Annotated in this window: 24 protein-coding genes; 8 read left to right on the forward strand and 16 right to left on the reverse strand. The window is 44.8% G+C overall.

What is annotated here, in order from left to right:
- Positions 1–156: 156 nt before the first annotated feature.
- From AUC31_RS11580 to AUC31_RS11630, 11 genes are all read right to left on the reverse strand, one after another.
- Positions 157–378, reverse strand: a complete 222-nt coding sequence (locus AUC31_RS11580) for a hypothetical protein (protein WP_058383042.1) — start codon at positions 376–378, stop codon at positions 157–159.
- Positions 379–479: 101 nt separating this feature from the next.
- Positions 480–812 carry a hypothetical protein gene (locus tag AUC31_RS11585; protein ID WP_058383041.1) on the reverse strand — a complete coding sequence of 111 codons (333 nt, stop codon included), beginning with the start codon at positions 810–812 and terminating at the stop codon, positions 480–482.
- 216 nt (positions 813–1,028) lie between these two features.
- Complete coding sequence (locus AUC31_RS17905; protein WP_174520003.1) at positions 1,029–1,931, reverse strand: EexN family lipoprotein; 903 nt, start codon at positions 1,929–1,931, stop codon at positions 1,029–1,031.
- 119 nt (positions 1,932–2,050) lie between these two features.
- A complete protein-coding gene (locus AUC31_RS11595) occupies positions 2,051–2,425 on the reverse strand; it encodes a hypothetical protein (RefSeq protein ID WP_058383040.1) in 375 nt (124 codons plus the stop codon).
- A gap of 1 nt (position 2,426) precedes the next feature.
- Positions 2,427–2,948 (reverse strand): GNAT family N-acetyltransferase, encoded by a 522-nt coding sequence (locus AUC31_RS11600; protein WP_058383039.1) that lies wholly within the window; start codon positions 2,946–2,948, stop codon positions 2,427–2,429.
- Positions 2,949–2,952: 4 nt separating this feature from the next.
- On the reverse strand, positions 2,953–3,444 hold the full coding sequence (locus AUC31_RS11605; RefSeq protein ID WP_058383038.1) for a hypothetical protein: 492 nt from the start codon (positions 3,442–3,444) through the stop codon (positions 2,953–2,955).
- 75 nt (positions 3,445–3,519) lie between these two features.
- On the reverse strand, positions 3,520–3,807 hold the full coding sequence (locus AUC31_RS11610; RefSeq protein ID WP_058383037.1) for a hypothetical protein: 288 nt from the start codon (positions 3,805–3,807) through the stop codon (positions 3,520–3,522).
- 152 nt (positions 3,808–3,959) lie between these two features.
- Positions 3,960–8,021, reverse strand: coding sequence for an Ig-like domain-containing protein (locus AUC31_RS11615; protein ID WP_167549942.1), 4,062 nt, complete (start codon positions 8,019–8,021; stop codon positions 3,960–3,962).
- A 264-nt stretch (positions 8,022–8,285) separates the two neighbouring features.
- On the reverse strand, positions 8,286–9,236 hold the full coding sequence (locus tag AUC31_RS11620) for a ribose-phosphate diphosphokinase (RefSeq protein WP_058383035.1): 951 nt from the start codon (positions 9,234–9,236) through the stop codon (positions 8,286–8,288).
- Positions 9,237–9,388: 152 nt separating this feature from the next.
- Positions 9,389–9,706, reverse strand: a complete 318-nt coding sequence (locus AUC31_RS11625) for a hypothetical protein (protein WP_058383034.1) — start codon at positions 9,704–9,706, stop codon at positions 9,389–9,391.
- A gap of 61 nt (positions 9,707–9,767) precedes the next feature.
- Entirely contained in the window at positions 9,768–10,235 is a 468-nt protein-coding gene (locus tag AUC31_RS11630; RefSeq protein WP_058383033.1) for a hypothetical protein, read from the reverse strand.
- 164 nt (positions 10,236–10,399) lie between these two features.
- On the opposite strand from AUC31_RS11630, the gene AUC31_RS11635 reads away from it, so the two are divergent.
- From AUC31_RS11635 to AUC31_RS11645, 3 genes are read left to right on the forward strand one after another with little or no spacing between them, the layout of a single operon-like run.
- Positions 10,400–10,723, forward strand: a complete 324-nt coding sequence (locus AUC31_RS11635) for a hypothetical protein (protein WP_058383032.1) — start codon at positions 10,400–10,402, stop codon at positions 10,721–10,723.
- Between the two features lie 37 nt (positions 10,724–10,760).
- Positions 10,761–12,737, forward strand: coding sequence for an ABC transporter permease subunit (locus tag AUC31_RS11640; protein WP_083509179.1), 1,977 nt, complete (start codon positions 10,761–10,763; stop codon positions 12,735–12,737).
- Positions 12,738–12,768: 31 nt separating this feature from the next.
- The gene (locus AUC31_RS11645; protein WP_058383031.1) at positions 12,769–13,266 is read left to right on the forward strand and encodes a hypothetical protein; all 498 of its coding nucleotides are present in this window, start codon (positions 12,769–12,771) and stop codon (positions 13,264–13,266) included.
- A gap of 30 nt (positions 13,267–13,296) precedes the next feature.
- On the opposite strand, the gene AUC31_RS11650 is transcribed toward AUC31_RS11645, so the two are convergent.
- Both AUC31_RS11650 and AUC31_RS11655 read right to left on the reverse strand, forming a co-directional pair.
- The gene (locus tag AUC31_RS11650) at positions 13,297–13,668 is read right to left on the reverse strand and encodes a hypothetical protein (RefSeq protein WP_058383030.1); all 372 of its coding nucleotides are present in this window, start codon (positions 13,666–13,668) and stop codon (positions 13,297–13,299) included.
- A 25-nt stretch (positions 13,669–13,693) separates the two neighbouring features.
- Positions 13,694–14,179: a DUF4306 domain-containing protein gene (locus tag AUC31_RS11655; protein WP_058383029.1), complete on the reverse strand. Its 486-nt coding sequence runs from the start codon at positions 14,177–14,179 to the stop codon at positions 13,694–13,696.
- 246 nt (positions 14,180–14,425) lie between these two features.
- Here AUC31_RS11655 and AUC31_RS11660 point away from each other — a divergent pair, with 246 nt between their 5' ends.
- The 4 genes from AUC31_RS11660 to AUC31_RS11675 all read left to right on the forward strand — a co-directional run bounded on the left by AUC31_RS11660 (position 14,426) and on the right by AUC31_RS11675 (position 17,050).
- Entirely contained in the window at positions 14,426–14,851 is a 426-nt protein-coding gene (locus AUC31_RS11660) for a DMT family transporter (protein ID WP_058383028.1), read from the forward strand.
- A 12-nt stretch (positions 14,852–14,863) separates the two neighbouring features.
- Entirely contained in the window at positions 14,864–15,526 is a 663-nt protein-coding gene (locus AUC31_RS11665; protein ID WP_058383027.1) for a Crp/Fnr family transcriptional regulator, read from the forward strand.
- An 11-nt stretch (positions 15,527–15,537) separates the two neighbouring features.
- On the forward strand, positions 15,538–16,020 hold the full coding sequence (locus AUC31_RS11670; RefSeq protein WP_058383026.1) for a DMT family transporter: 483 nt from the start codon (positions 15,538–15,540) through the stop codon (positions 16,018–16,020).
- A gap of 181 nt (positions 16,021–16,201) precedes the next feature.
- Positions 16,202–17,050: an STAS domain-containing protein gene (locus tag AUC31_RS11675; RefSeq protein WP_058383025.1), complete on the forward strand. Its 849-nt coding sequence runs from the start codon at positions 16,202–16,204 to the stop codon at positions 17,048–17,050.
- A gap of 54 nt (positions 17,051–17,104) precedes the next feature.
- On the opposite strand, the gene AUC31_RS11680 is transcribed toward AUC31_RS11675, so the two are convergent.
- Positions 17,105–17,557, reverse strand: coding sequence for an SRPBCC family protein (locus tag AUC31_RS11680; protein WP_058383024.1), 453 nt, complete (start codon positions 17,555–17,557; stop codon positions 17,105–17,107).
- A gap of 143 nt (positions 17,558–17,700) precedes the next feature.
- Here AUC31_RS11680 and AUC31_RS11685 point away from each other — a divergent pair, with 143 nt between their 5' ends.
- Positions 17,701–18,453, forward strand: a complete 753-nt coding sequence (locus tag AUC31_RS11685) for a class I SAM-dependent methyltransferase (RefSeq protein ID WP_058383023.1) — start codon at positions 17,701–17,703, stop codon at positions 18,451–18,453.
- 55 nt (positions 18,454–18,508) lie between these two features.
- Here the strand turns inward: AUC31_RS11685 and AUC31_RS11690 are convergent, their stop codons facing one another.
- Both AUC31_RS11690 and AUC31_RS11695 read right to left on the reverse strand, forming a co-directional pair.
- Positions 18,509–19,051, reverse strand: coding sequence for a GNAT family N-acetyltransferase (locus tag AUC31_RS11690; RefSeq protein WP_058383022.1), 543 nt, complete (start codon positions 19,049–19,051; stop codon positions 18,509–18,511).
- A 29-nt stretch (positions 19,052–19,080) separates the two neighbouring features.
- On the reverse strand, positions 19,081–20,445 hold the full coding sequence (locus tag AUC31_RS11695) for an MATE family efflux transporter (RefSeq protein ID WP_058383021.1): 1,365 nt from the start codon (positions 20,443–20,445) through the stop codon (positions 19,081–19,083).
- Positions 20,446–20,540: the final 95 nt, after the last annotated feature.

Below are 20,540 nucleotides of genomic sequence, written 5' to 3' on the forward strand. Positions count from 1 at the left end.
TACTTTCCTTCTTTTAAATAATCAACTATCCATAGTTGATTATTTCCTTGCTTAATTCTAAGCGGTTAATGAAAAAGACAAACAAGAGAATCTCTTATCTACTCTTTTGAATGTAACTTAATTCACATTAAGTTACATTCACATTAGATGAAAACCTTAATCAAGATAATAAGAATCCAAGATATTGTAGAAGATAGGAATTAAAAAAGCACCTGCAATACAAATAAGGGCCGCTATTTTCGCTTGTTTTCGCAGGCGATCCTCATCGCTTTTTAAGTACTCGAAAAAGTTAAAAGTAAAATAAAAGCCAATAATAAGCAAAACCACTGATAAAATTTCCAACCACCTCTGTGTTTCTAGTAATCCTAAATTAAACAATTAAATTTCCTCTTTTCACTTTTAGATTTAATTTTTATTTTAGCTAAATTGAATGTAACTTAACTGCACTTAAGTTACATTCACACCCTCAACTTTATTGTCTATTTCCCAACTAACTCCGCTGTCCACTCTTTGAACCAATCGGGTGGTAATTTCAATTTGGTGAGGTCCATTTTCATAAGCTGTTCACGTGAATAAAACTCGTACCAATATAAATCCCATTGTGCTTCAATATCCCGTGCAATACCAAAAGCTACTTGATCCTGGTCGTCTAAATCTTCTTCATCCCAAGCCATCGTTAAATTATCGCACCACATAAAAAAATCAACTTGAGGAAATTTGTTTTCTTTCTTGCAAATCGTATCTAAAAGAGTCTTAAGATTTTCATATGAATAGGGACGATTGATGCTGGTCTTATTCAAATTCCACTCCACAACAAAGTCCTCCTCTTTTAATACGGTTCATCAGCAGAAATTTTAATGATTTTCATTTTTTACTAATAATACCATATTGGAAAGTGGAGAATTATAATCGAAAGAAAATTTATCAGAAAATAACCGTTCGTAAAAGTACACCTTTACGAACGGCCTTGAATTTTCTTATATTTTTTTGAACACTTATGACTCTCCGCTATTCTACAGTTTAGCAACTTATTTTAGCTTGAAATCCAAGCGGCTGTGGCCGAGAAGTTTTCCCCCGTCCCGCCATAAGTATTGAATTGAGTATTGGTTTCCAAGGTCTTGTTCGGCAACTTCAATGGTTATTGAAGAACTGTCAGATGAGACAATTTCTTCACTTACTTCTTCTTCGCCGCTGTCTAACTCAATCAACCTAACTTCGCTCGGCTTCGGCTCCATCATTTCCCAGTCGATTACAATGCTGTCGCCCACTTCTGCATCTCCAGAATGAACGTCAGACACCTCATAGCCCCTATCAGGAGTGCAATTGTTCCAACATACTTGAGAATAGGCGTGATCGAACGTCTCACCATTTGACTCAGCGGAACCTATTTTTGTAATCGAAGGCATTTCCATATATGTGTACTTTGGCAGCTGTCCGGCATTCTGTCCTGGTGCTTCTTCGATAACGATATTCCCTACATATTGAGCTTCATCAGCTCGATTGATGAACTCCACTTCTAAAACATAATTCCCTTCGTTTTGCGGAAAGCGAAATTCTCTCGAATCGTTAAGTTCAAGCTTCATTTCTTCTCCGTCTTTCCATAAGGCCGCCGTAATTGTCGGATCGGTCCAAATGTCTCCGCCGTTCTCTTCATTCTCCTTGAAATCAAAAGAAGCCGGCTGGTTTGGCGAGACCGTAGTGACTTCCTGGGATAAACCAAAATCTTCGATATCATCTATCGTTTCCGTGACTTCTCCAGTCGATGAACTCCAACTGATATTGGCTTGTGTTAAAGACATAGGTTGTCCCCGCAAACTATCATCTGCCAGTAAATAGGCTCTTGGAACACCAACGTCATAATCCTCGGCTAAACATCCTGCCAGCATAAGAATTGACAGCAGTACAGAAACGAGTATCAACACTTTTTTCACATAAAGCCACTCCTTGCATGGTTTGAACTGACAATCTCCCTGTCTCTCGGTTATGAAGAATTGAATAATGAATGAGCCTATGCACTACAGGTTTTCGCATGGCTAAAATTTTGAGCTCTTCAACGATTTAAAAATTCTTCCTTAACGATTTGTTTGAAATACGGTTTAAAATCCACTTGGACACTGATCACCGTTTCTTCATTTTCCGTAATCAGCAAAACGCTTGAGCGATCATTTTGGTCAGCGAGAATTTTGAATTTATTGACTTTCTTCAAGTCCAATAAAGAAAGCATTTTCCCTGAATCGCTTTTGCTCACTTGAATAAGAACCTCTTCCGAAGCTGGAGAAATATGCACTACAAAATCCTCTTCCCCGTTAGTGAATCGGTAGACCGCTTCTTTGTAATACATCGGCATTTCTTCCGTATCATCAGACAGCACCGGCTCACTTTCGAATAAAGACAGCAGTTCCAGTTCAGTTGGAAAATCCGACATATTATTCATCTCTATTCACTATCCGGTCGATATCTACCCATTCGTAAGCAAGTTCGGGTATTTGTTTGCCGGCGATTTTTATGTGTTTTTCGTCGATGACTTTGCCGCCCAACTTTTCATAAAAGCCGCTGGATTGATTCTCCTTGAGCACCCAAACAAGCATGGACTGAATGTCACGGTCCAACAACTCCTTGCTTATTGCCTGCATCAGCAGTTTTCCGACACCTTGTCCTTGATAGGCTTTCAGGATATAGATGGAATACACTTCTCCTTCTATGTCCGGGTAGTCACCGGACCGTTCCTTGCCGCCGTCTGCAAAGCCGATGACTTCTCCCGCTTCATTTTCTGCAACGAACGCTGTGGAATGCTGCAAGTTGCGCTCCCATTGCTTCTCTCTTTCAAGGTATTTCAGCCCATCCAAATATTCATCTGGGACAATATTGCGGTAAGTGGTAATCCAACTGTCTACATGGACTTTTGCAATTCCTTGGGCGTCCGAAACTCTCGCTCTTCTAATCATCATCCACTCACCCTTTCGGCGTAAACTTCATCACTGCGTTGAACAGGTCGGAAGTCGATTCCTGGAATCCCCGCTCCTCGCTCTTGAAGCTGTCGAGTAATGTATAGCCGAAGACAAGACCGGCGATGGTTTGTGCTGTGGTGCTGCTAAAAAGAAGCGTGTTAATTTGAACATATATTTCATCAGAAAAAATTAGGTTTTCGATAGGCAATAAAGGCAAAATGGATAAAGCTAATACAATGAATGCCGGCACGCCAACCGCCAAGAATTTACTCCAATCGAATCCACCAATCCGGCTTTCTTTTCTTTCCAGCATGAATTTGGGCGTACGTAATAATAAGCCGATGATGATTGGAAAAATAACTATGTAAATCCAAAGTGGCCTTGGCTCAAATTCTGAAGCTGCCTTTTCACTCAATAGTTGTTGAAGCTGTAATCCTGCATACACAATAAAGATGATGGCGATGCTCCAGATGAAGTAATAGAAAAATCTTTTCATTTTCTTTTCCTCCTTAAATTAATTAGTTGGTATATATACTGTTAAAAATGGAAAAGCGTTTCGTTTTATTTCTAATCAAATGAATGCCAGCATAAAAATAAAAATGACAGCAATCGGAAAAATAATGAACAGCCAGTTCAACGCCTGGAGAATCCATACACCTGATGGTTTCGGGCCTTCCGTCTTTCGGATATAGAGAAATGAAACGAGTCCAAAAACCGGCGTCATTAATTGCATGCCGCCGCCATAATTCGGGGGCGATGCGTCTAGTAACTCTTCCATCAGAAAAGAAAACAGCACGAGGTTGATGGCGAGCAACACGAGTGGAATCGACAGATGAAATTGTTTCGTAGTGTTCTTCATTCTCTTCCTCCTTTAAACGATTCCTTACTTAAATATATCTATCCGACTAATAATTCCCATATTTTCACTCTAACACACTAAGCTTTTGCAGCGGTTCGTTTTTTACAGAGAAAAACAGCGGGTATCCCTAGGGATTATCCGCTGTTTGGCTTTTAATTCTTCAATTGCTGGTCCAATTGTTCCCGTACAATCTCGCCGACTGCACCGGTGCCGCCAAAAATTGAGTACGCTTCATAAGCATTCAATTGTTCGGCTGTCGCATCTGGAATCACTTGTTCTTTTACCAACAAAATCGGCGCATCGTTTTTCGCTGCCAGAACCGATCCTGCCAGTGCATCCGGGAAATTCGATCCCGTTGCGATAAAGGCTTTTTCTGTGCCCATCATAAGTTTGTTATTTACTTCTAATCCTGTTTCATAACGGTTCTTGCCCCCGTAGCGAACAGGATTTGGCAATGAATTGAATACTGCTTCTGCCACGGCACCGGTGCTGCCGATGACATGCGTTTTCGACGTCGACTTGAGTGCAGCTGCCGTTTCAGCAGGTAGTTTATCTGTACGTGTCAGTAAGATAGGAATACCGTTTTTCGCTGCATATGCCGATACAGACAATACGTCAGGGAAGTTCAATCCATAGGCAATCACTGCTTCTGCAGAATCAAGGCGTTCGGCAATCAAAGCGGCCGTATCAAAACGGTTTTTGCCGCCAATTCGCTCTGTGATAATGCCCATTTGTTTCACTTCTTCTTCAACCTCTAAAGAAACTGCGCCTTTGCTGCCAAGGATAATTACCTTTTTAGCGCCAAGCCGTTTAATTTCTGCTTTCGTTTCATCTGTTAAATTTCCTGTACGCGTCAATAGGATCGGAGCATCTTCTTGGAATGCCAATGGCCCGCCCGCTAATGCATCCGGGAAATCACCCGCAGTTGCAAGTACGACGGTATCAGCTGTTTCCCAACCTTCTTTGGAAATGGCGATGGCTGTGCCATAACGGCTCTTCCCGGAAATTCGCGTCGTTTCTTCCGGTGCAGCTTTCTCTACTAGTACGCTCGCTTTTCCACTTATATTTCCTGCTTGATCTGCTACGGTCACTTCCAGTTTCGTATCGACTGGTTGTGGATCGATCGCAATTCGGTAAGTCCCCTCTTCCGTAGCTATTCCGCTCGCAATAACTTTTGAATCTTTCGATACCGACACTTTGCCGAGTGCTTCTGCAGAACCTGTAATTTCAGTTGTCTTATGCGTCACTGGGTTTACAGATGGGATTTCAGGAGCGGTTACGTCTGAAATTATTATTTCTGTCGCTTCACTTGTATTTCCGGCTGTATCAGTCGCCGTGATTATCAACTTAGTTCCTGCTTTTTGTTTTGCAATGCTTACTTCGAAATTTCCCTCTTTGTCTGTAATACTCTTGGCAAGTTCTTTTGATCCAGTTTTCACCGAAACATTCGACCCTGCTTCTGCAGTTCCAGACACAGTAGTTGATTTGTCAGTGACCTCTTCTACTGAAGGGGCAGATGGAGCAGTGCCATCCTGAACTGTTACCATCGTTGCTTCACTTACGTTTCCTGCTTTATCAGTGGCGGTTACGTTCAACTCTGTTCCAGCCGTCTGTTTAGCAATAGAGACCGCATAATTTCCTTGTGCATCAGCTGTAGCTGTCCCGATTTCCGCCGATCCTTGATTTACGCTAATTGAAGATCCTGCTTCTACAGTTCCTTTTACTGAAACCATTTTATCCGTTACTTTTTCTACAGTTGGCGCTTTGGGAGCAGTCATATCAACAACAGTAATGCTGAGTGCTTCACTAGCGTTTCCAGCTGCATCTGTGGCGATGACCGTTAGCTTATCGCCTGCTTGCTGTTTTGTTATCGCTATGGAGAAGTTTCCTGATTCATCAGCTGAGCCTTCTCCAATTGTGTTGTCCCCGAGTTTAATTGCGATTGCAGCACCCGCTTCTGCTGTTCCATTGATCATCGTGTCTTTATCGGAAACCGTTTCTGCCTTTGGCGTTTCAGGAGCTGTTTTGTCTTCGACTGTGATGATGGCCTTTTCGCTGACAATACCTGCTTCATTGCTTGTGGATATCGATAATTCAGTACCCGCTTTTTGAGCTGGGATTTCAATCGCGAAGTTACCATCTGAACTCACTTTGCCTGAAGCGATTTCTTCCTCGCCTGCGGCAATCAAAATAGTAGTGCCTACAGCCGCTTGTCCGGTTACAGAAGTCGATTTATCATTAATCGGCTCTACTACCGGTTTCGAAAGCAAAGTGGTGCCGCTAGCTTTAACGGTCTCGCCGACATTGTCATTGAAATCAGCCGCTGCGATGGCAACATCATATGACGTACCTTCTTCAAGCCCAATGAACGTATAGTCAAGCGTATCGGCAGAGACTGCTTCTACGAATTCACCGTTCAAATAGAGTTCATATCCGTTAAGGTCTTGCTCGGAGTTCGCATTCCATGATACTTGGAGTTCAGTCGCTGTTGTTTTTGAAACGGAGAAGTTTTGAACTTCCGCTGGTGCTACAACATCTGTCACTGAGATTTGCTTTTTCATATTATTTCCGAAAACATCCCGCAAATTGAAGCTGATTCCGTCGGAAGTTACCGGATCTGCAGTGGCCGTGAACGAACCATCCGCTTCAAGCGACACTGGGTTTCCTTGCATCGTCACATCCAAGAACGGCAAAGTTTTCCCTTTAATTACGGCTGTATCCATGTCGTTCGTCAGATCTTCGCTGTGGATATCAAAAGGAACCGGGTACGCTTGGTTCGATACACTAGTCGAGCGAATCGAGTTCACCCCACCAATGACTCTTACTGCTCCAGGAGCTGCATAGGAAGTCGAACCATACGTCACGGTTTTCGCATTCAACGTGCCGCCGATGCTGAGACCGCCGTGCGTGATAAGCGTCCCGTAAACATACACATCTCCTGTGATGGTCACATCATCCGCAATCGTAATTGTCGAATTTGGACCGATGTAGAGATCTTTATCGATGGTTTTGTTGATCCATGCTTCATTTTTTGTAGTTACTGCATATGGGAGTGCAGGATCGTTGATTGATGGGTTTTCTAGGTCGCTTTCACCACGTTTTACTATAAAGTTTAAGTTTTCACTTACTCCTATGAAATCTTGTGTATAGTACAATTCTAGATTCGATGCATTGTCATGTGCGGCAATGTAATGGAAGGTCCATTGACCGACCTCATCGTTAAATTCAATTTGATAGGAACCTTCGAATAAACCAGTTTCTGGGTTGAGGTTTAAGTCAATACTTATATTTCGATTGGCTGACGGAGAATTGAACCTTGCACTTACACGCCTTACTCCCGAAATATCGTCTACTACCGAAGCCTTTACCATCACTTCTTCCCCAATAGAAACCTCTTTTGAACTAACCTCTAAAAATTCTACTTTGGGAGGTGTCCCGTCCCCGTCTTCATTTAACACTGTATAATCTAAGGAATTCTGAAAACTTCCCGAGTAGTACAACTCCAAGTTAGAGGCATTATCATGTGCGGCAATATAATGGAAAATCCATTGACCACCTTCATCGTTCTCCTGAATTTGATATGACCCTTCAAACAAGCCTGTTGTTGGGTTTTCAGTTAAATCGATGCTAATACTCCGATTATCTGATGGAGAATTAAACCTCGCACTGACACGTCTAATCCCAGAAATATCATCAACTACCTCAGCACTTACCTTTATTTTCTCTCCAACGTTCACTTCCTTCGGACTTACCTCCATAGAAACTACTTTTGGAGGTGTTCCATCTCCGCCTGCATTTAGCACTATGTAATCTAAGGAATTCTGAAAGCTACTCGAGTAGTACAACTCCAAGTTAGAGGCATTATCATGTGCGGCAATATAATGGAAAGTCCATTGACCACCTTCATCGTTCTCCTGAATTTGATATGACCCTTCAAACAAGCCTGTTATTGGGTTTTCAGCTAAATCGATGCTAATACTCCGATTATCTGATGGAGAATTAAACCTTGCACTGACACGTCTAACCCCAGAAATGTCATCAACTACCTCAGCGCTTACCTTTATTTTCTCTCCGACGTTCACTTCTTTTGGACTTACATCTATAGAAACTACCTTAGGTGGAAGTCCATCGCCGCCATCCGCAAACACCGGAACCATCCCAGAAACTAACTGGAACATCATTAAAATCACTGTAAATATTACTGCTCTCTTCATCAAACTAGACCTTCTTACCATTAATTGTTGACCACCAATCCTATGTATTTAGATATGTACCACAGTCCATTATATAACGTACTGAGTGTGTGTATACAAAAAATCACTAATTATGTAAATTTTTTATATATAATTTTTCAATCAACCTTAAACATTAATGATTCAGATTACACAGTAGAAAATTTATAATTACTAAACAAAAAGAACCCCAAATGCGCGCCGTCTTACTGGCACTCATTTGGGGTTCGCTGCATGTCTCTATTATCATCCTTCAAACAAAGGACTGACTGGCTTTTCATTGTGCACGTGCTCGATTGCTTCTGCAAGCAATGGCGCGATAGATAGGATAGTGATTTTCGGGATGCGTTTTTCTTTCGGCACATGGATTGTGTTAGTGACCACGAGTTCCGTCAACGCGGAGTTTTGGATGCGTTGAACGGAATCGCCGGACAACACGGCATGCGTACAGCAAGCGTAGACAGCTTTCGCGCCATTTTCCACGAGTAGGTTCGCTGCGTCTGAAATAGTCTTCGCTGTATCGACGATGTCGACGATGATAACTGCGTTTTTGCCTTTGATGTCTCCGACGATGTTCATCGTCTCAGCTTCGCCTGGCATTTTGCGCTTGTCGATAAAGCCGATTGGGACGTCCAAGCGATCCGCAAGTCTGCGCGCTCTGGTCAATCCGCCATTGTCCGGTGCTACGACAATGGCATCTTCGAGGTTTTTATTGATGAAATGCTGCGATAACTCGGTAATGCCGAGCAGTTGGTCAACCGGGATATTGAAGAAGCCTTGTACTTGCGGTGCGTGGAAATCCATCGTGATAACGTGGTCCACACCCGCTTTTACCAGCATGTTCGCCACGAGTTTCGCCGTGATCGGTTCACGTGAACTCGCTTTCCGGTCTTGACGCGCGTAGCCGTAATATGGAATGACCGCTGTGATGGAGTCTGCCGATGCCCGCTTCAAGGCGTCGATCATGATCAATAATTCCATGACGTGTTCGTGTCCTGGCTGCGAAGTCGATTGGACGACATAAACTTCCGCACCACGCACGCTTTCTTCGATATGGATTTGAATTTCCCCATCGCTAAAATGGGTGATGGAGTTCTTGCCCAGCTCACAGCCGAGATGATCCGCGATCTCCTGAGCCAGTTCCTGATTTGAATTCAACGAAAATAGCTTGAAATTGTCTCTTAATTGATAAGCCACCGTTCAACTCCCCTTTCAGCAAATTATAAATTCGTAAATTGATAGCTGACTGTTTCCCATGAAATTTCTGTTCATGCGGCTTGTATCAGTTGATTTCATGATAGCTCTTTCTCGGCGCAAATGCCACCAAAGATGGAGAATCGCGCCCTTGTTCACAGGCTTAGTAGAAAATCTGCCACAATATCGAGATTCCAAATTAAAAGGATCAATCCGATTAAAGAAGCTGCCATCAGCAAGCTGCTCAAACGAAAAGCGGCGAGTTGCAATCTTTCCGAGAAAAATTTCTCGCTGCACCAAAACAGGAAACTGAACAAGAACCCTACAACGAAAAAAGGGCCATCTCCATACGAAAACACTTCTTTCAACTCTTGTTTCTCCCTATTTTTTATCGGCTTAATGGCCACATATATATTTTGAATTGCGATGCCGCCCAGTAAAATTGTCAGTATATAAACGGCCCATTGCGGCAAGTTCAGTCCCCCTTGTTTATTCAAATTGATGGCACATATTTTGACGGCCTTGATATTCTCTTCAACTTTCGATCAGTATAGCTGCCAACCCCTGTTCAATTCTCTCCAAAACGTCTACATATCCGATTGTTAAAAGTAGAAAAGGGACAAAGAAAACCAAAGCAATGCTCAAGATTCTTAGCGTCTTGCTTATTTTCAAAAAGTCGAGGCGCTTGTGCTCGAGCAAGAAGAATATGCTCATTGGGATGAGTGCCGAAAACAGCGTTAAGAAGCTTTGCAGCTTGCGAATATTGGCTTGCAACAAGCTCATTAGCAGCCAATCACTTGTTTCATAATCCTCAACATTTACGGTCACCGAACTTTTCTCCAAACTCCCTTGTGTGACTACTATCCCTTCGCTCTTCTCTTCATAACTGACCGCTCCTGGAAAGATATTCAGGTAAGCAATCAAATAGAAAGAAATACCGATCAATAAGAAGTACGCCAGTAATGTAACAGTGTCTTTTTCTTTCGAATTGTGTTGAGCCATATGCCCTCCTATTGTTTCTGATTAGTAACCTATAATCCATTTTTGAAGATTGATTTATTATACAGTGCTTGAATATTCTGCTTGTTTGAAACCATTTCCCCATTATACCGTACAGTATGTTAAAGGAATTAACATTTTTTTCAAAAAACCACTTGGAGGTTCTTATGAAAAACATACTCACCGTCTCATTTACCATGCTGGTACTCGTACTTGGCAATTGGCTTGTAAGCTTTTTCATGCCGCTCGGGTTTTTGGACATCGCCATCCCGTTCGCAGGGCTCGCGGTCGTCATCGTGTTCTTTTTTAAATCGAGAGGCGGGATGGCCAGCCGCCAGTTGGACATGTCGATTCAAGGAGCGACCGGCATCCGGATGGAGCAGAGCGCGCCTGTCTCCAATCGTTCCTATATTTTGATCGGCTCGATTTTGTATTTGGTGCTGATGGTCGGGATTACGTTTTTCGCCTACCGTGACTATTTTTTTAACTAAGTGCGGCTCATTATCATGTTGATTAAGGGGGGCGAATATGAAAAGGCTTTGGACGATTTTGACGAAATTTCTATTTGGCGTGATCGGCATTATTTTAATCAGTGCGGCTCCAGCTTTATTTAATGGTAGTTCTTTTTTGGATTTCCGTTCTTACGGAAATGCTTTGCAACTGATCTTCACCGGGTTTACGACTCCTTCTGAGTGGACCTTGAGTTACCGCATTCCGGGTTCTCTTGAGACGATTCCGGTATCCTTCGAGAAGTTCTTAAGCGGCCCTTATATGTATTCAATGTCCATTTTCCTCATGGCACTGGCATTAGCTTTCGTTTCAGCCTTTATTCTTTCCTTTGCCGTGTTGTTGTCGAAAGGCGCCTTGAAGCGCTCGATGCTGGAAATCATTAAGGTCCTTCAGTCTTTCCCTGATTTTGCCTACATATTCTTGATCCAAATTGGCGTCATCGCCATTTTTCAACAGACCGGTTTTTTGCTTCTGAGCTTTTACAGCCTAGGCGGCGAGGAGATTTACTTGGCGCCCGTCGTGTGTTTATCGGTCGTGCCCGCGGTATTGTTTTTGAAGCTGTTTATTTTATTGTACGAAGAAGAACAGCGATACCCTTATGTGGAACTCGCACGTTCCAAAGGGCTGAGCCATTTTGAGGTTCTATGGAAGCATTGCACGTCCAATGTATTGAGAAGCGTGTTCTATCAATCCAAATCGATTGTATGGCTGGCGCTTTCTGCACTATTGATCATCGAGCATTTATTCGGAGTCGAAGGCATTCTGTATTATTTGCGCAATGATTTCAGCGCGAAAGGCATTGCGTTCATTTTATTGAGCGTATTCATTCCGTTCTTCATTTTCTATGCGCTAGTGGAATTATGGCTCGGGAAATACGAGATCGAGCGAAATGCGGTATTTAGCAAATTCAATTTGCGCCTCTTCGACTTAAATGAAATCCAGGCTAGCCTTCGCTCGCTTTTTGCAAAACAACAATCTGCTTCGATGCGCACAGCATCTTATAAGAATCCGCGTATCTTCATTCCTGCATTTATTGTGCTCGGCCTGTTAACGGCGAGCATCCTTTATGGCGTATTCACAGGCGATGCCATCGCACAAACGAATTATGTGTACGACGAAGAAGGCAGCATTGAAAGCAGCGCGCCGCATTCACCTTCCGCAGAGATCCTGTTCGGTACAGACCCATACGGCTATTCGATCGCCCAGCAATTAATGGTCGGCATGAAATACACCATTGTCTTGAGTCTATTGATTGCCAGCTTGCGCATCGTCTTCGGCTATCTACTCGGCCTGGTCTACACCTTTTTCTTTACCGACAAGCTGCGGCATTTCGTTAATTCGATCGCAGAAGGCATGCATTTTTTGCCGCTGACGTTAATGACTTATATTTTATTGCTGCCAGTCCTGATCAGTTACGGACAATGGGAGCTGAGTTTAACGGAGCGTCTGCTCTTCCAAGTGTTGATCATGTCACTCGTCGTCTTGCCGATCACGACAAGCGCCATCGGGAATGAAATGAACGACACCTTGAAAAAAGAGTATGTCATCAGTTCGGTCTTGATGGGCGGGTCGATGAGCTGGATCCTCTCGAAGCATATCCAGCCGGAGCTATGGCCGAAACTCGTGTTGATGTGGGTGCAGCACATCATTCAAGTACTGCAGATGTTCGTTCACCTTGGCATCTTGAACATCTTTGTCGGCGGCGCTCTTGCCCAACCCGATTCGCCGCGGCTTGTTCCGGAAATTTACGAACTCTCGGGGATGATCGCTATTTCCCGGGAAGTTTTCTCCACGAATCAAGTCTGGATGATCCTCCCGCCTTTAGCTGTGTTCATGATTTTGATCTATTGCTTTATCACGATCGCTGAAGGGCTTACGCAGAAACAATTACCTGTTGTGCAGCCGGAAGTAGAAGATGCACGGGATTCTGTGAAGAACTTAGACACGAGACCTTCTTTTACACGCATTCGCTATGCAGAAGCCAATAAAGAATGAACGGTTTACTTCATCGATAAAGGAGAATTGGATGCTATTTTCAAAATGGACTGTTTACCAAGCGGCCGCTTTGGCAGGCTTGATCGCACTCGCTGTTGTGGCCGAACTTTATTCACTGGATATCGGAAACGCGCTCGCTTCCGGTGCCATCAGCTCGATGCTGATCGTGCTGACATTCATCTTGCTGAGCACGAGCTTGATTCATTTATTTTTCATCTTCCACAGCAAAAAAAGCGAGCGCTTCTTGTCGCATCCTTTGTGGAACAAGATGAACGTGCTGTCAGGCCTTTTGCTCGCGGTTTTCGTCGTCATGTTCATTTCAGCGGCGGTGTTCACTCCTCTAAATGACTGGATCATGGATGGACGCTGGATTTTATACGGAATCCTTTATTTCTTCCTGTTTCTCTATAGCCTGTTCGTGCTGTCAGTCGTGCACAAAGTGAAGCAGGGCAGCGCGAAAGAAACGAAAATCGAAATCTCATTCGGTGCGACTGTCGTGAGCTTATGTGTGTTGCTATTCCTGCTATAAATTTAAAAACAGCCTTCGGTTTTGGCCATTCTATGGCTTAAACCGAAGGCTGTTTAATTTGAAGGAGGGCAGTTCTTTAGGACCTTGCCGTTTTGGCATGATTCCGAGTTCAGCAACGAACATCATCAACAAGCAGTAGAACGCAGTCAAGCTAGCGGCATTGGCTGTACTAGCGGGTTGAGGAAACGAATAATTATAGACGGCTAAATTGACGATCAAGGCCACGACGAATCCTGCATAGGACAAAGTAAACAAGTGACTTCCAACGATTATTCGTTTATCGTTTGTCGAATCCCATGGCACCGACTTTGCAACAGCAATGGATTGTTTGATTTGCCCAAATGCGCCGTAAGCAAACCCTGCGATGATTAGAATCGGAACGAGATCCACCAACCATTCCATTTGAACACCTCCAAATTAAGAATTTTTAGTTTGTCCGTTGGGCTGCCCTGCGCAGCCATTTTTGGTTATTGCGGTACAGGATTAGAAGTAGGGTCAAAAGCCCTGACAGCCCGAAGAAACCGGAGAACAAAGTGAGCCCAATCGTTGGCGAATTGAGCAACATCGCGCTCATCAATAGTAAGCCTACCGCCATCAGCGACAGGAAAATGATGTGCGTCGTTTTACGGTCTTTCAACAGCCAAGCCGATAGCTGGAAGATGATGAACAGGAGTGAAGCCGCCATCAATAACGGAAACAGCGGCTCGAATTTCGCCGCGTAGACGAAATGGTCAATCGCCAAAATATCGCTCGCCTCATTCACGGGCCCGTTTAGCCAAGTAGAAAATACGGCTGAGTATTTCCATTCCCATGAAATATCGCGCAGTTGCCCGCCTTCATACCAACTGGCAAGTGTCGAAAAGATAAATACGAGAGAAGCGCCGATCAGGTAAATGATGTGTTTGAATTTCATGCAATTCCCCTTTCATTTTCTAAGTCTTAATTCCGTTAACCTTGTTGCTTTTACTATACTAATAAGGCTCTGGAATTTCTACATAATTCTGGAAGAAACTAAATGAACTACTCCATCCCTTTTATTCAATCAGTGATAAATAAGTTGAATGGATGGAGGATGTAAATTTCCATCCATAGGGACATATGTCCTTCCATCCTTTTACTATGCCCATTATCCTTAAGTTAACGAAAGGCGGTGGACCGGATGAAAGGAATTTTATTTGCTTTAGCGGGAGGGTTTTTCCTGACCTTCCAAAGCGTGGCGAACGCGACGATCAGCGACCAGATCGGCACGTGGCAAGCAGCGGCAATGACCCAACTGACGGGCTTTGTACTTGCGATCTTGATCGTTTTGGCGCTAAGAGATACATCGATTAAACACTTGAAAAAAGTTTCTCCTCTATATGTCTCAGGCGGTTTGCTTGCGGCGTTCATCTTGTTCAGCAATATGACCGCCATCCACCGCATGGGCGTGACACTGACGATTAGCCTGTTCCTGATCGCGCAGCTGATCGCGGCGATCGTCATTGACGGCAAAGGCTGGTTCCATATGGCGAAGAAGAACGTCGGAAAGACACAGATTGCTGGAGTGGTGCTGATGATTGCGGGCATTCTCATCTTGAAATGGTAAGGAGGAAAAACTTTGCAGCCAATTAACGAGTATCTTCAACAGTATGGGTTGGCGGATTTGTTCCCCGCTGCCGTCGTCGATTCGATGCAGATTGACCGTTTTGCGACAGGACATCGATTATTCTCACAAGGTGATACTGCGGATATGCTGTATTTACTCGTCGAGGGCAAATTGAAGATTTCCATGTTGTCGCCAGAAGGCAAACGGCTGATTTTGGCATTCAAAACGCCTTTCGATATCGTCGGCGACATCGAATACGTGCAGAAATGCCCGTTCATCAATACGGTCGAAGCTGTCACCGATTTAGTATTGCTCCGCGTCCCGCACAAAGCCCTGGATCATGAAATGAGCGGCAACGCCCTCTTCCAGCAATTTTTATTGGAAACGATCACGCGCAAGTTTGTGACGAAAGCACAGGAATTGAATTTCAATTTGCTGTATGCCGTCGATGTGCGCGTGGCGAGTTATTTGCTCTCCATGACGCCGAATAAGCCGAGGCTCGATTCTCCTTCGCTTGTCGATATGGCGGATTTGATCGGCACGAGTTATCGCCACTTGAACCGTGTACTTCAAAAATTTGAGCAGTCGGGGTGGATTAAACGCAACAACGGCAAAATCGATTTGCTCGACCGGGACGCGTTATTGGATCAGGCGGGCCATAATATTTACGAATAGGAGGAACTCTCATGGTTGTTGGCATCATACTGGCACTTTCAGGCGGTGTCTTTGTTTGCCTGCAAAATATATTCAACGCGAATGTGAAACAACACGTCAGCGTCTGGGCAACGACGGCACTGGTGTTGTTACTTGGATTTATCGCCTCTTTTATCGCAGGCTTTGCTGTGAACGGCATGGGATTGTTTCACTTCGAAGCAGAGCCGTGGTTTTGGTTCAGCGGCGTGCTTGGTGTCGGGGTCGTCGTCTGCGTCACGCAAGGCGTCCAGACATTGGGCCCGAGCCGCGCAATCTCGATTGTCATGGTGTCGCAAATTTTCTTCGGCTTGATGTGGGACACGGCGGGCTGGTTCGGGCTCGAGCAAGTTCCGTTCACATGGCAATCACTGCTTGGCGTGCTTTTGATCAGCGCGGGTATCTTGTTATTCCAACTGGGTCCTATATTGGAACGAAAACCGTTTGTCCAAAAACAAAAAGCTCAGAATGAAGTTTAATTTTATAGTAGATTTTCTCCACCGCTAAAATTTGTCTTCAATTCGAACATCGGACTCCGTGCATATTTTTTTCAACTGCTATATCATGTATGTATAATACTGTTAGTTTGAAATCATACTATTTTATTTCATGCATGATTTTTCACCGAAGAATGATTGTGCAATTGAGGAGAAGAAGCGAATGTTCAAAAATATTGAGTTGCAGGATTTTCTGCTTGAGAGAACCAAGGGATTGACTGAACAATGGTATGAAACGCTCGATAAAAGTGCGGGTGGCGTCTATGGCGAAACCGAACCGCAGGCAATCGAGAAGCTGAAACAGCAAAATTACGAGTTCCACGAGTTGTTCTGTTCGGCTTTCAGCAAAGATAAAAGCGATTGCATCGAGATTTTCAAGGAATGGATCATGCGCGTTGCCAATGACGAAGCACATTTGTCGACACCGTTCAACTCGGTCATCAAGGAATTCTTCCGCACGCAAAAGCAATACTTGGAGCTGATCGAAGAATTCGCAGTATTGCAGGAAGAAACCATTTCGCATGCGCAGTTGAATGCGTGGAACCAAGCCGTGGTCGACACGACGAATGCCATCATTCTGGAGTTTATCGACCAGAACACGAAAGCGGCTGAACGCCGTTTGAATGCCCAACAGGAAATGATCGTCGAAATGAGCGCACCGGTCATCTTGCTTTCGAAAGACAGTGGATTGCTTCCATTGATCGGCGAGATCAATACATACCGTGCAAAAATCGTCTTCGAAAAAGTATTGCAGCAATGCCATGAGAAATCGATCGAGCGTTTGTTCATCGATCTTTCCGGTGTACCGATCATCGATACGATGGTCGCCCACCAGATCTTCCAGCTGATCGAAGGCTTGAAAATCATCGGTGTGCGCACCGCACTCGCCGGCATCAGCCCGGAAATCGCACAGACCGCGATTCAATTAGGCGTCAACTTCGGCGAAATCGATGTCTACAATAAATTAGACCAGGCCTTGCGTTATCACAAATTGGAATTTACGAAAAACTAAATTTCTCCATAAAAAAATCCATCCGCGGCATATATGCGGATGGATTTTTTATGCTTATTGGGTTTCTGCGATGCGTTTTAATTCGGCCGCGCGCGTCGACAGGAATTTTTCCATATGGCGTTCGAGAAATAATTTATCGGCCAGTTTTCCGATGACCCCAAACGGCGCACGGTAGACAAACCAGTCTTTCATCAGCGTGCCGCTTCCGCTTTCGGTGAATTCATGCGTGTGGTGGAAAGAATGAAAAGCGCCTTTTACCATAGCATCGCTGAATCGATACGGACGCTCCAGTTCAGTGATTTTCGATGTAAGTTTTTGGCGGACACCGAGATGCGTCGCTTTCCACGTCACCCAGTCGCCTAGTTCCATCAAACCGCTTGTCGTCCCGGCAATGGCACGTTCGTTGGTGTTCGAGACAGTTTCGATATGCACTTCGATGCTTCTGGCCAAGTCGAATACGCACTCGATTGGTGCTTCAATATAGGTTTCGTGATAGATCATGGGCATGTGATTTCCTCATTCCTCGCGTTGGCTATCTGTCTTTCTCTATCTTTACCCTTAACGCGCTTTTGTTATTCGCTGCTGCTTTATTTGGCAAGCAGGAGATTCTTTCACTTCTCGAGAATGATTAAAAGACAGGAGGAGTTTAAGTGAATATAGACATACTGAAACAAAACCGCTCGAGCTGGAACACGGTCGCCGACCATTTTAACGGCGTCGATGCGCTGCCTGGCTACGGGCCATTCACGCAAAGCGAGAACGAATTGCGGTTACTCGATTCAATTGAAGGCAAAAACGTGCTCGATATCGGCTGCGGCAGCGGCCATTCCTTGCTTTACGTGAACAAACAAGGCGCTAAAGATATGTGGGGCGTCGATTTATCCGATAAGCAAATCGAACGGGCAACAGAGATGTTAAATGGTTTGGATGCACAGCTCTATTGCGCTGCGATGGAAGAAGATATTGGCCTCCCGGAAGCCTATTTCGATATTGTCTATTCGATTTATGCGATTGGCTGGACAGTGGATCTCGACCAGACGTTCAGATTGATCTATTCGTATTTAAAGCCTGGCGGGTCGTTCGTTTTCAGTTGGGACCATCCGCTTTATGTGCATTTAAAAAGCGAAGATGGGCTTGTTTCACTGAACGGATCTTACCAGGATGAAGGCAGCGTGCATTATGCCAATTTTAAAGGCGAAGATGCCCCGATGACCATACCGAAGCGCAAGTTCAGCACGTATTTGAACGCCTTGGTGAAAGCCGGATTTTCCATCGAGCAAGTCGTCGAACCGGATGTGCCGCATGACTTGAAGGATGCAGAGCCGGTAGTGTCTGATCGTTATTACTCGCTCTATAAAGCGCAGAAATTCCCGACGAGCTTTATTATCAAGGCAAGGAAATAAAAAAGACCGTGTCTGCGCTTTCGCGTAAACACGGTCTTTTATAATGATTCTTTCGTTAGCGGATCCGCCCCATCACTACGGTATCGTAATAGTTTCCATCCGCTAAGCGCTTGTCCATTTTCAATATGCCTTCTACTCTAAAGCCACAATTTTTATACAGTTCAATCGCTTTTTCATTTTTTTCAAGTACTTTTAAATTCATCTTCTTGATTTCTTGTGCATCCGCCCAGTGGATCGATGACTCCAAGAGCTTGCGGCCGATACGATAGCCCCAATACTTCTTGAGCACCCCGACGCCAAACTCCACTTGATGCTCAGTCCGCCTCAGTGCGTTTCCTTCACATCTGGAAAACCCGGCGAGCTGTCCGTCCACTTCGGCCACCAAAAATAAATTCCGGCCGCTTGTCGCATCTTCTTCGATGAGACGTATGAAGGCCGCTGCATCCAAATAAGCTTCTCCCCGCTTGCGGTCCATATTTTCCGTCTCACCGTCGATCTGCAAACGGACTTTCTCCAATTGCGCTGCGTCTTGGATCTCCGCACTTCGAATGCAATAATCCAAGCCTTTCACTTGAAACAGCTGCTTCGCTAATTGCATCTCATCTTCCCCTGACCTGTTGGAATCGGTTATTTAAATTGCGCCGTCATATCCTCAGTGAACTGAAGTTTCTTTTTCTGTCTCATTTGATAATAAACGATCGTCAATAAGACAATCAATTCCGAAAGCGGAATCGCAAGCCACGCGCCCGTTACGCCGAAAAACACGGGCAAGATGCTCAGCAAAATCAACAGCACGACAATTTCACGCGCTGCGGTGATCCATGTCGCCATACGGATTTCGCCCGTTGATTGATAATAAGTCATCATGACGAAATTGGTGCCCATGAACAGATAGGCAATAAAGAACAGTTGGATGCCGGAAGTCGCGAGATTCATCACGGCGTCTGGGAAATCGCCGAAAACGCTGGCGATGGTGGCGGCAAAGAATTGCCCGAAGATAAAGAACAGCAAGCCTGCCACAAACGCCGTGCCGATCGCCAATTGCAGCGTCTTCTTGATCTTCGCCTGGTCTTTCGCCCCGCTGTAATAACTGACCAGCGGCTGAATGGCCGAACCCATCCCAAGGAATGCGAGCAGCATAACGCTGTGAACATAATTGAGAATCGCAAATGCGGCAACGCCTTCTGTTCCTGCCAGGCGTTCAAAGACATTATTATGCGAAATCGTGAACACCGACATGCCGACTTCCGCTAAGAAACTTGGAAAGCCGATGACGAGAATCAACAGCAGCAATTTTCGGTTCGGCTTGAACCGGACAAAGCGCAATTGATTGTCTTTTTTAAAGAAATGCGTGCACAAGACGAGCATGCCGACAAATGCAGCGAGCAAAGTCGCAGCGGCCGCGCCTTTGACGCCGAAATCTAATACGAACAAGAACACGTAATTCAAGCCGATGTTCAGAAGAGAAGTCGTGATAAGCGACACCATCGCCAAGTTCGGGCTGCCGTCATTACGCACCATGATGCTGAGGGCATTTTCCATCGTGAAGACGAAGCCGAATAACAGCATCAAGTATAAGTAATCGGAGACGTATGGATAGGTTTCCGCGTTCGCCCCAAGCAAATAAGCGAGTTCTGTGCGAAACGGAAATGCCAATAGCCCAATGAGGAGCGTCACCGCAAAAATTGACGCCATCGCGTGCGAAAAGACGACGCGTGCTTCCGTTGTCCGCTTCGCCCCCATGAGAGCAGAAAACCTCGTGGCGCCGCCGATGCCGATCCAGAGCGACATCGCGACGAATAAGGTATAGACCGGTGCCGCAATCCCGACACCACCCAGTGCGACCGGCCCGAGACGGTTGCCGACCATGATGCCATCTGCGACGATATTGATTGCCATCAGCAGCATGCCGATAGTCGAGGGTACTAAATAACGGATGAATGCCTTGCCGACCGATTCGTTATCGAGACGGTGAATAGATTGTTGTGCCATATTGTATTGCCTCCTAGCTTTCTAAAACACTGAAAACTATATTTGTTTTTTTAGTTTTTTTAGACCGAAGAAATACTGGCTTTGGTTAGCCAGCA

Origin of the sequence: Planococcus rifietoensis, from assembly GCF_001465795.2 — a bacterium.
Lineage (GTDB): Bacteria > Bacillota > Bacilli > Bacillales_A > Planococcaceae > Planococcus > Planococcus rifietoensis.

Coding starts and splice junctions, on each gene's coding strand:
- AUC31_RS11595 (WP_058383040.1), bottom strand. CDS start 2,425: ATGTCGGATTTTCCAACTGAACTGGAACTGCTGTCTTTATTCGAAAGT.
- AUC31_RS11600 (WP_058383039.1), bottom strand. CDS start 2,948: ATGATGATTAGAAGAGCGAGAGTTTCGGACGCCCAAGGAATTGCAAAA.
- AUC31_RS11605 (WP_058383038.1), bottom strand. CDS start 3,444: ATGAAAAGATTTTTCTATTACTTCATCTGGAGCATCGCCATCATCTTT.
- AUC31_RS11610 (WP_058383037.1), bottom strand. CDS start 3,807: ATGAAGAACACTACGAAACAATTTCATCTGTCGATTCCACTCGTGTTG.
- AUC31_RS11615 (WP_167549942.1), bottom strand. CDS start 8,021: ATGAAGAGAGCAGTAATATTTACAGTGATTTTAATGATGTTCCAGTTA.
- AUC31_RS11630 (WP_058383033.1), bottom strand. CDS start 10,235: ATGGCTCAACACAATTCGAAAGAAAAAGACACTGTTACATTACTGGCG.
- AUC31_RS11635 (WP_058383032.1), top strand. CDS start 10,400: ATGAAAAACATACTCACCGTCTCATTTACCATGCTGGTACTCGTACTT.
- AUC31_RS11640 (WP_083509179.1), top strand. CDS start 10,761: ATGAAAAGGCTTTGGACGATTTTGACGAAATTTCTATTTGGCGTGATC.
- AUC31_RS11645 (WP_058383031.1), top strand. CDS start 12,769: ATGCTATTTTCAAAATGGACTGTTTACCAAGCGGCCGCTTTGGCAGGC.
- AUC31_RS11650 (WP_058383030.1), bottom strand. CDS start 13,668: ATGGAATGGTTGGTGGATCTCGTTCCGATTCTAATCATCGCAGGGTTT.
- AUC31_RS11655 (WP_058383029.1), bottom strand. CDS start 14,179: ATGAAATTCAAACACATCATTTACCTGATCGGCGCTTCTCTCGTATTT.
- AUC31_RS11660 (WP_058383028.1), top strand. CDS start 14,426: ATGAAAGGAATTTTATTTGCTTTAGCGGGAGGGTTTTTCCTGACCTTC.
- AUC31_RS11670 (WP_058383026.1), top strand. CDS start 15,538: ATGGTTGTTGGCATCATACTGGCACTTTCAGGCGGTGTCTTTGTTTGC.
- AUC31_RS11675 (WP_058383025.1), top strand. CDS start 16,202: ATGTTCAAAAATATTGAGTTGCAGGATTTTCTGCTTGAGAGAACCAAG.
- AUC31_RS11680 (WP_058383024.1), bottom strand. CDS start 17,557: ATGCCCATGATCTATCACGAAACCTATATTGAAGCACCAATCGAGTGC.
- AUC31_RS11690 (WP_058383022.1), bottom strand. CDS start 19,051: ATGCAATTAGCGAAGCAGCTGTTTCAAGTGAAAGGCTTGGATTATTGC.
- AUC31_RS11695 (WP_058383021.1), bottom strand. CDS start 20,445: ATGGCACAACAATCTATTCACCGTCTCGATAACGAATCGGTCGGCAAG.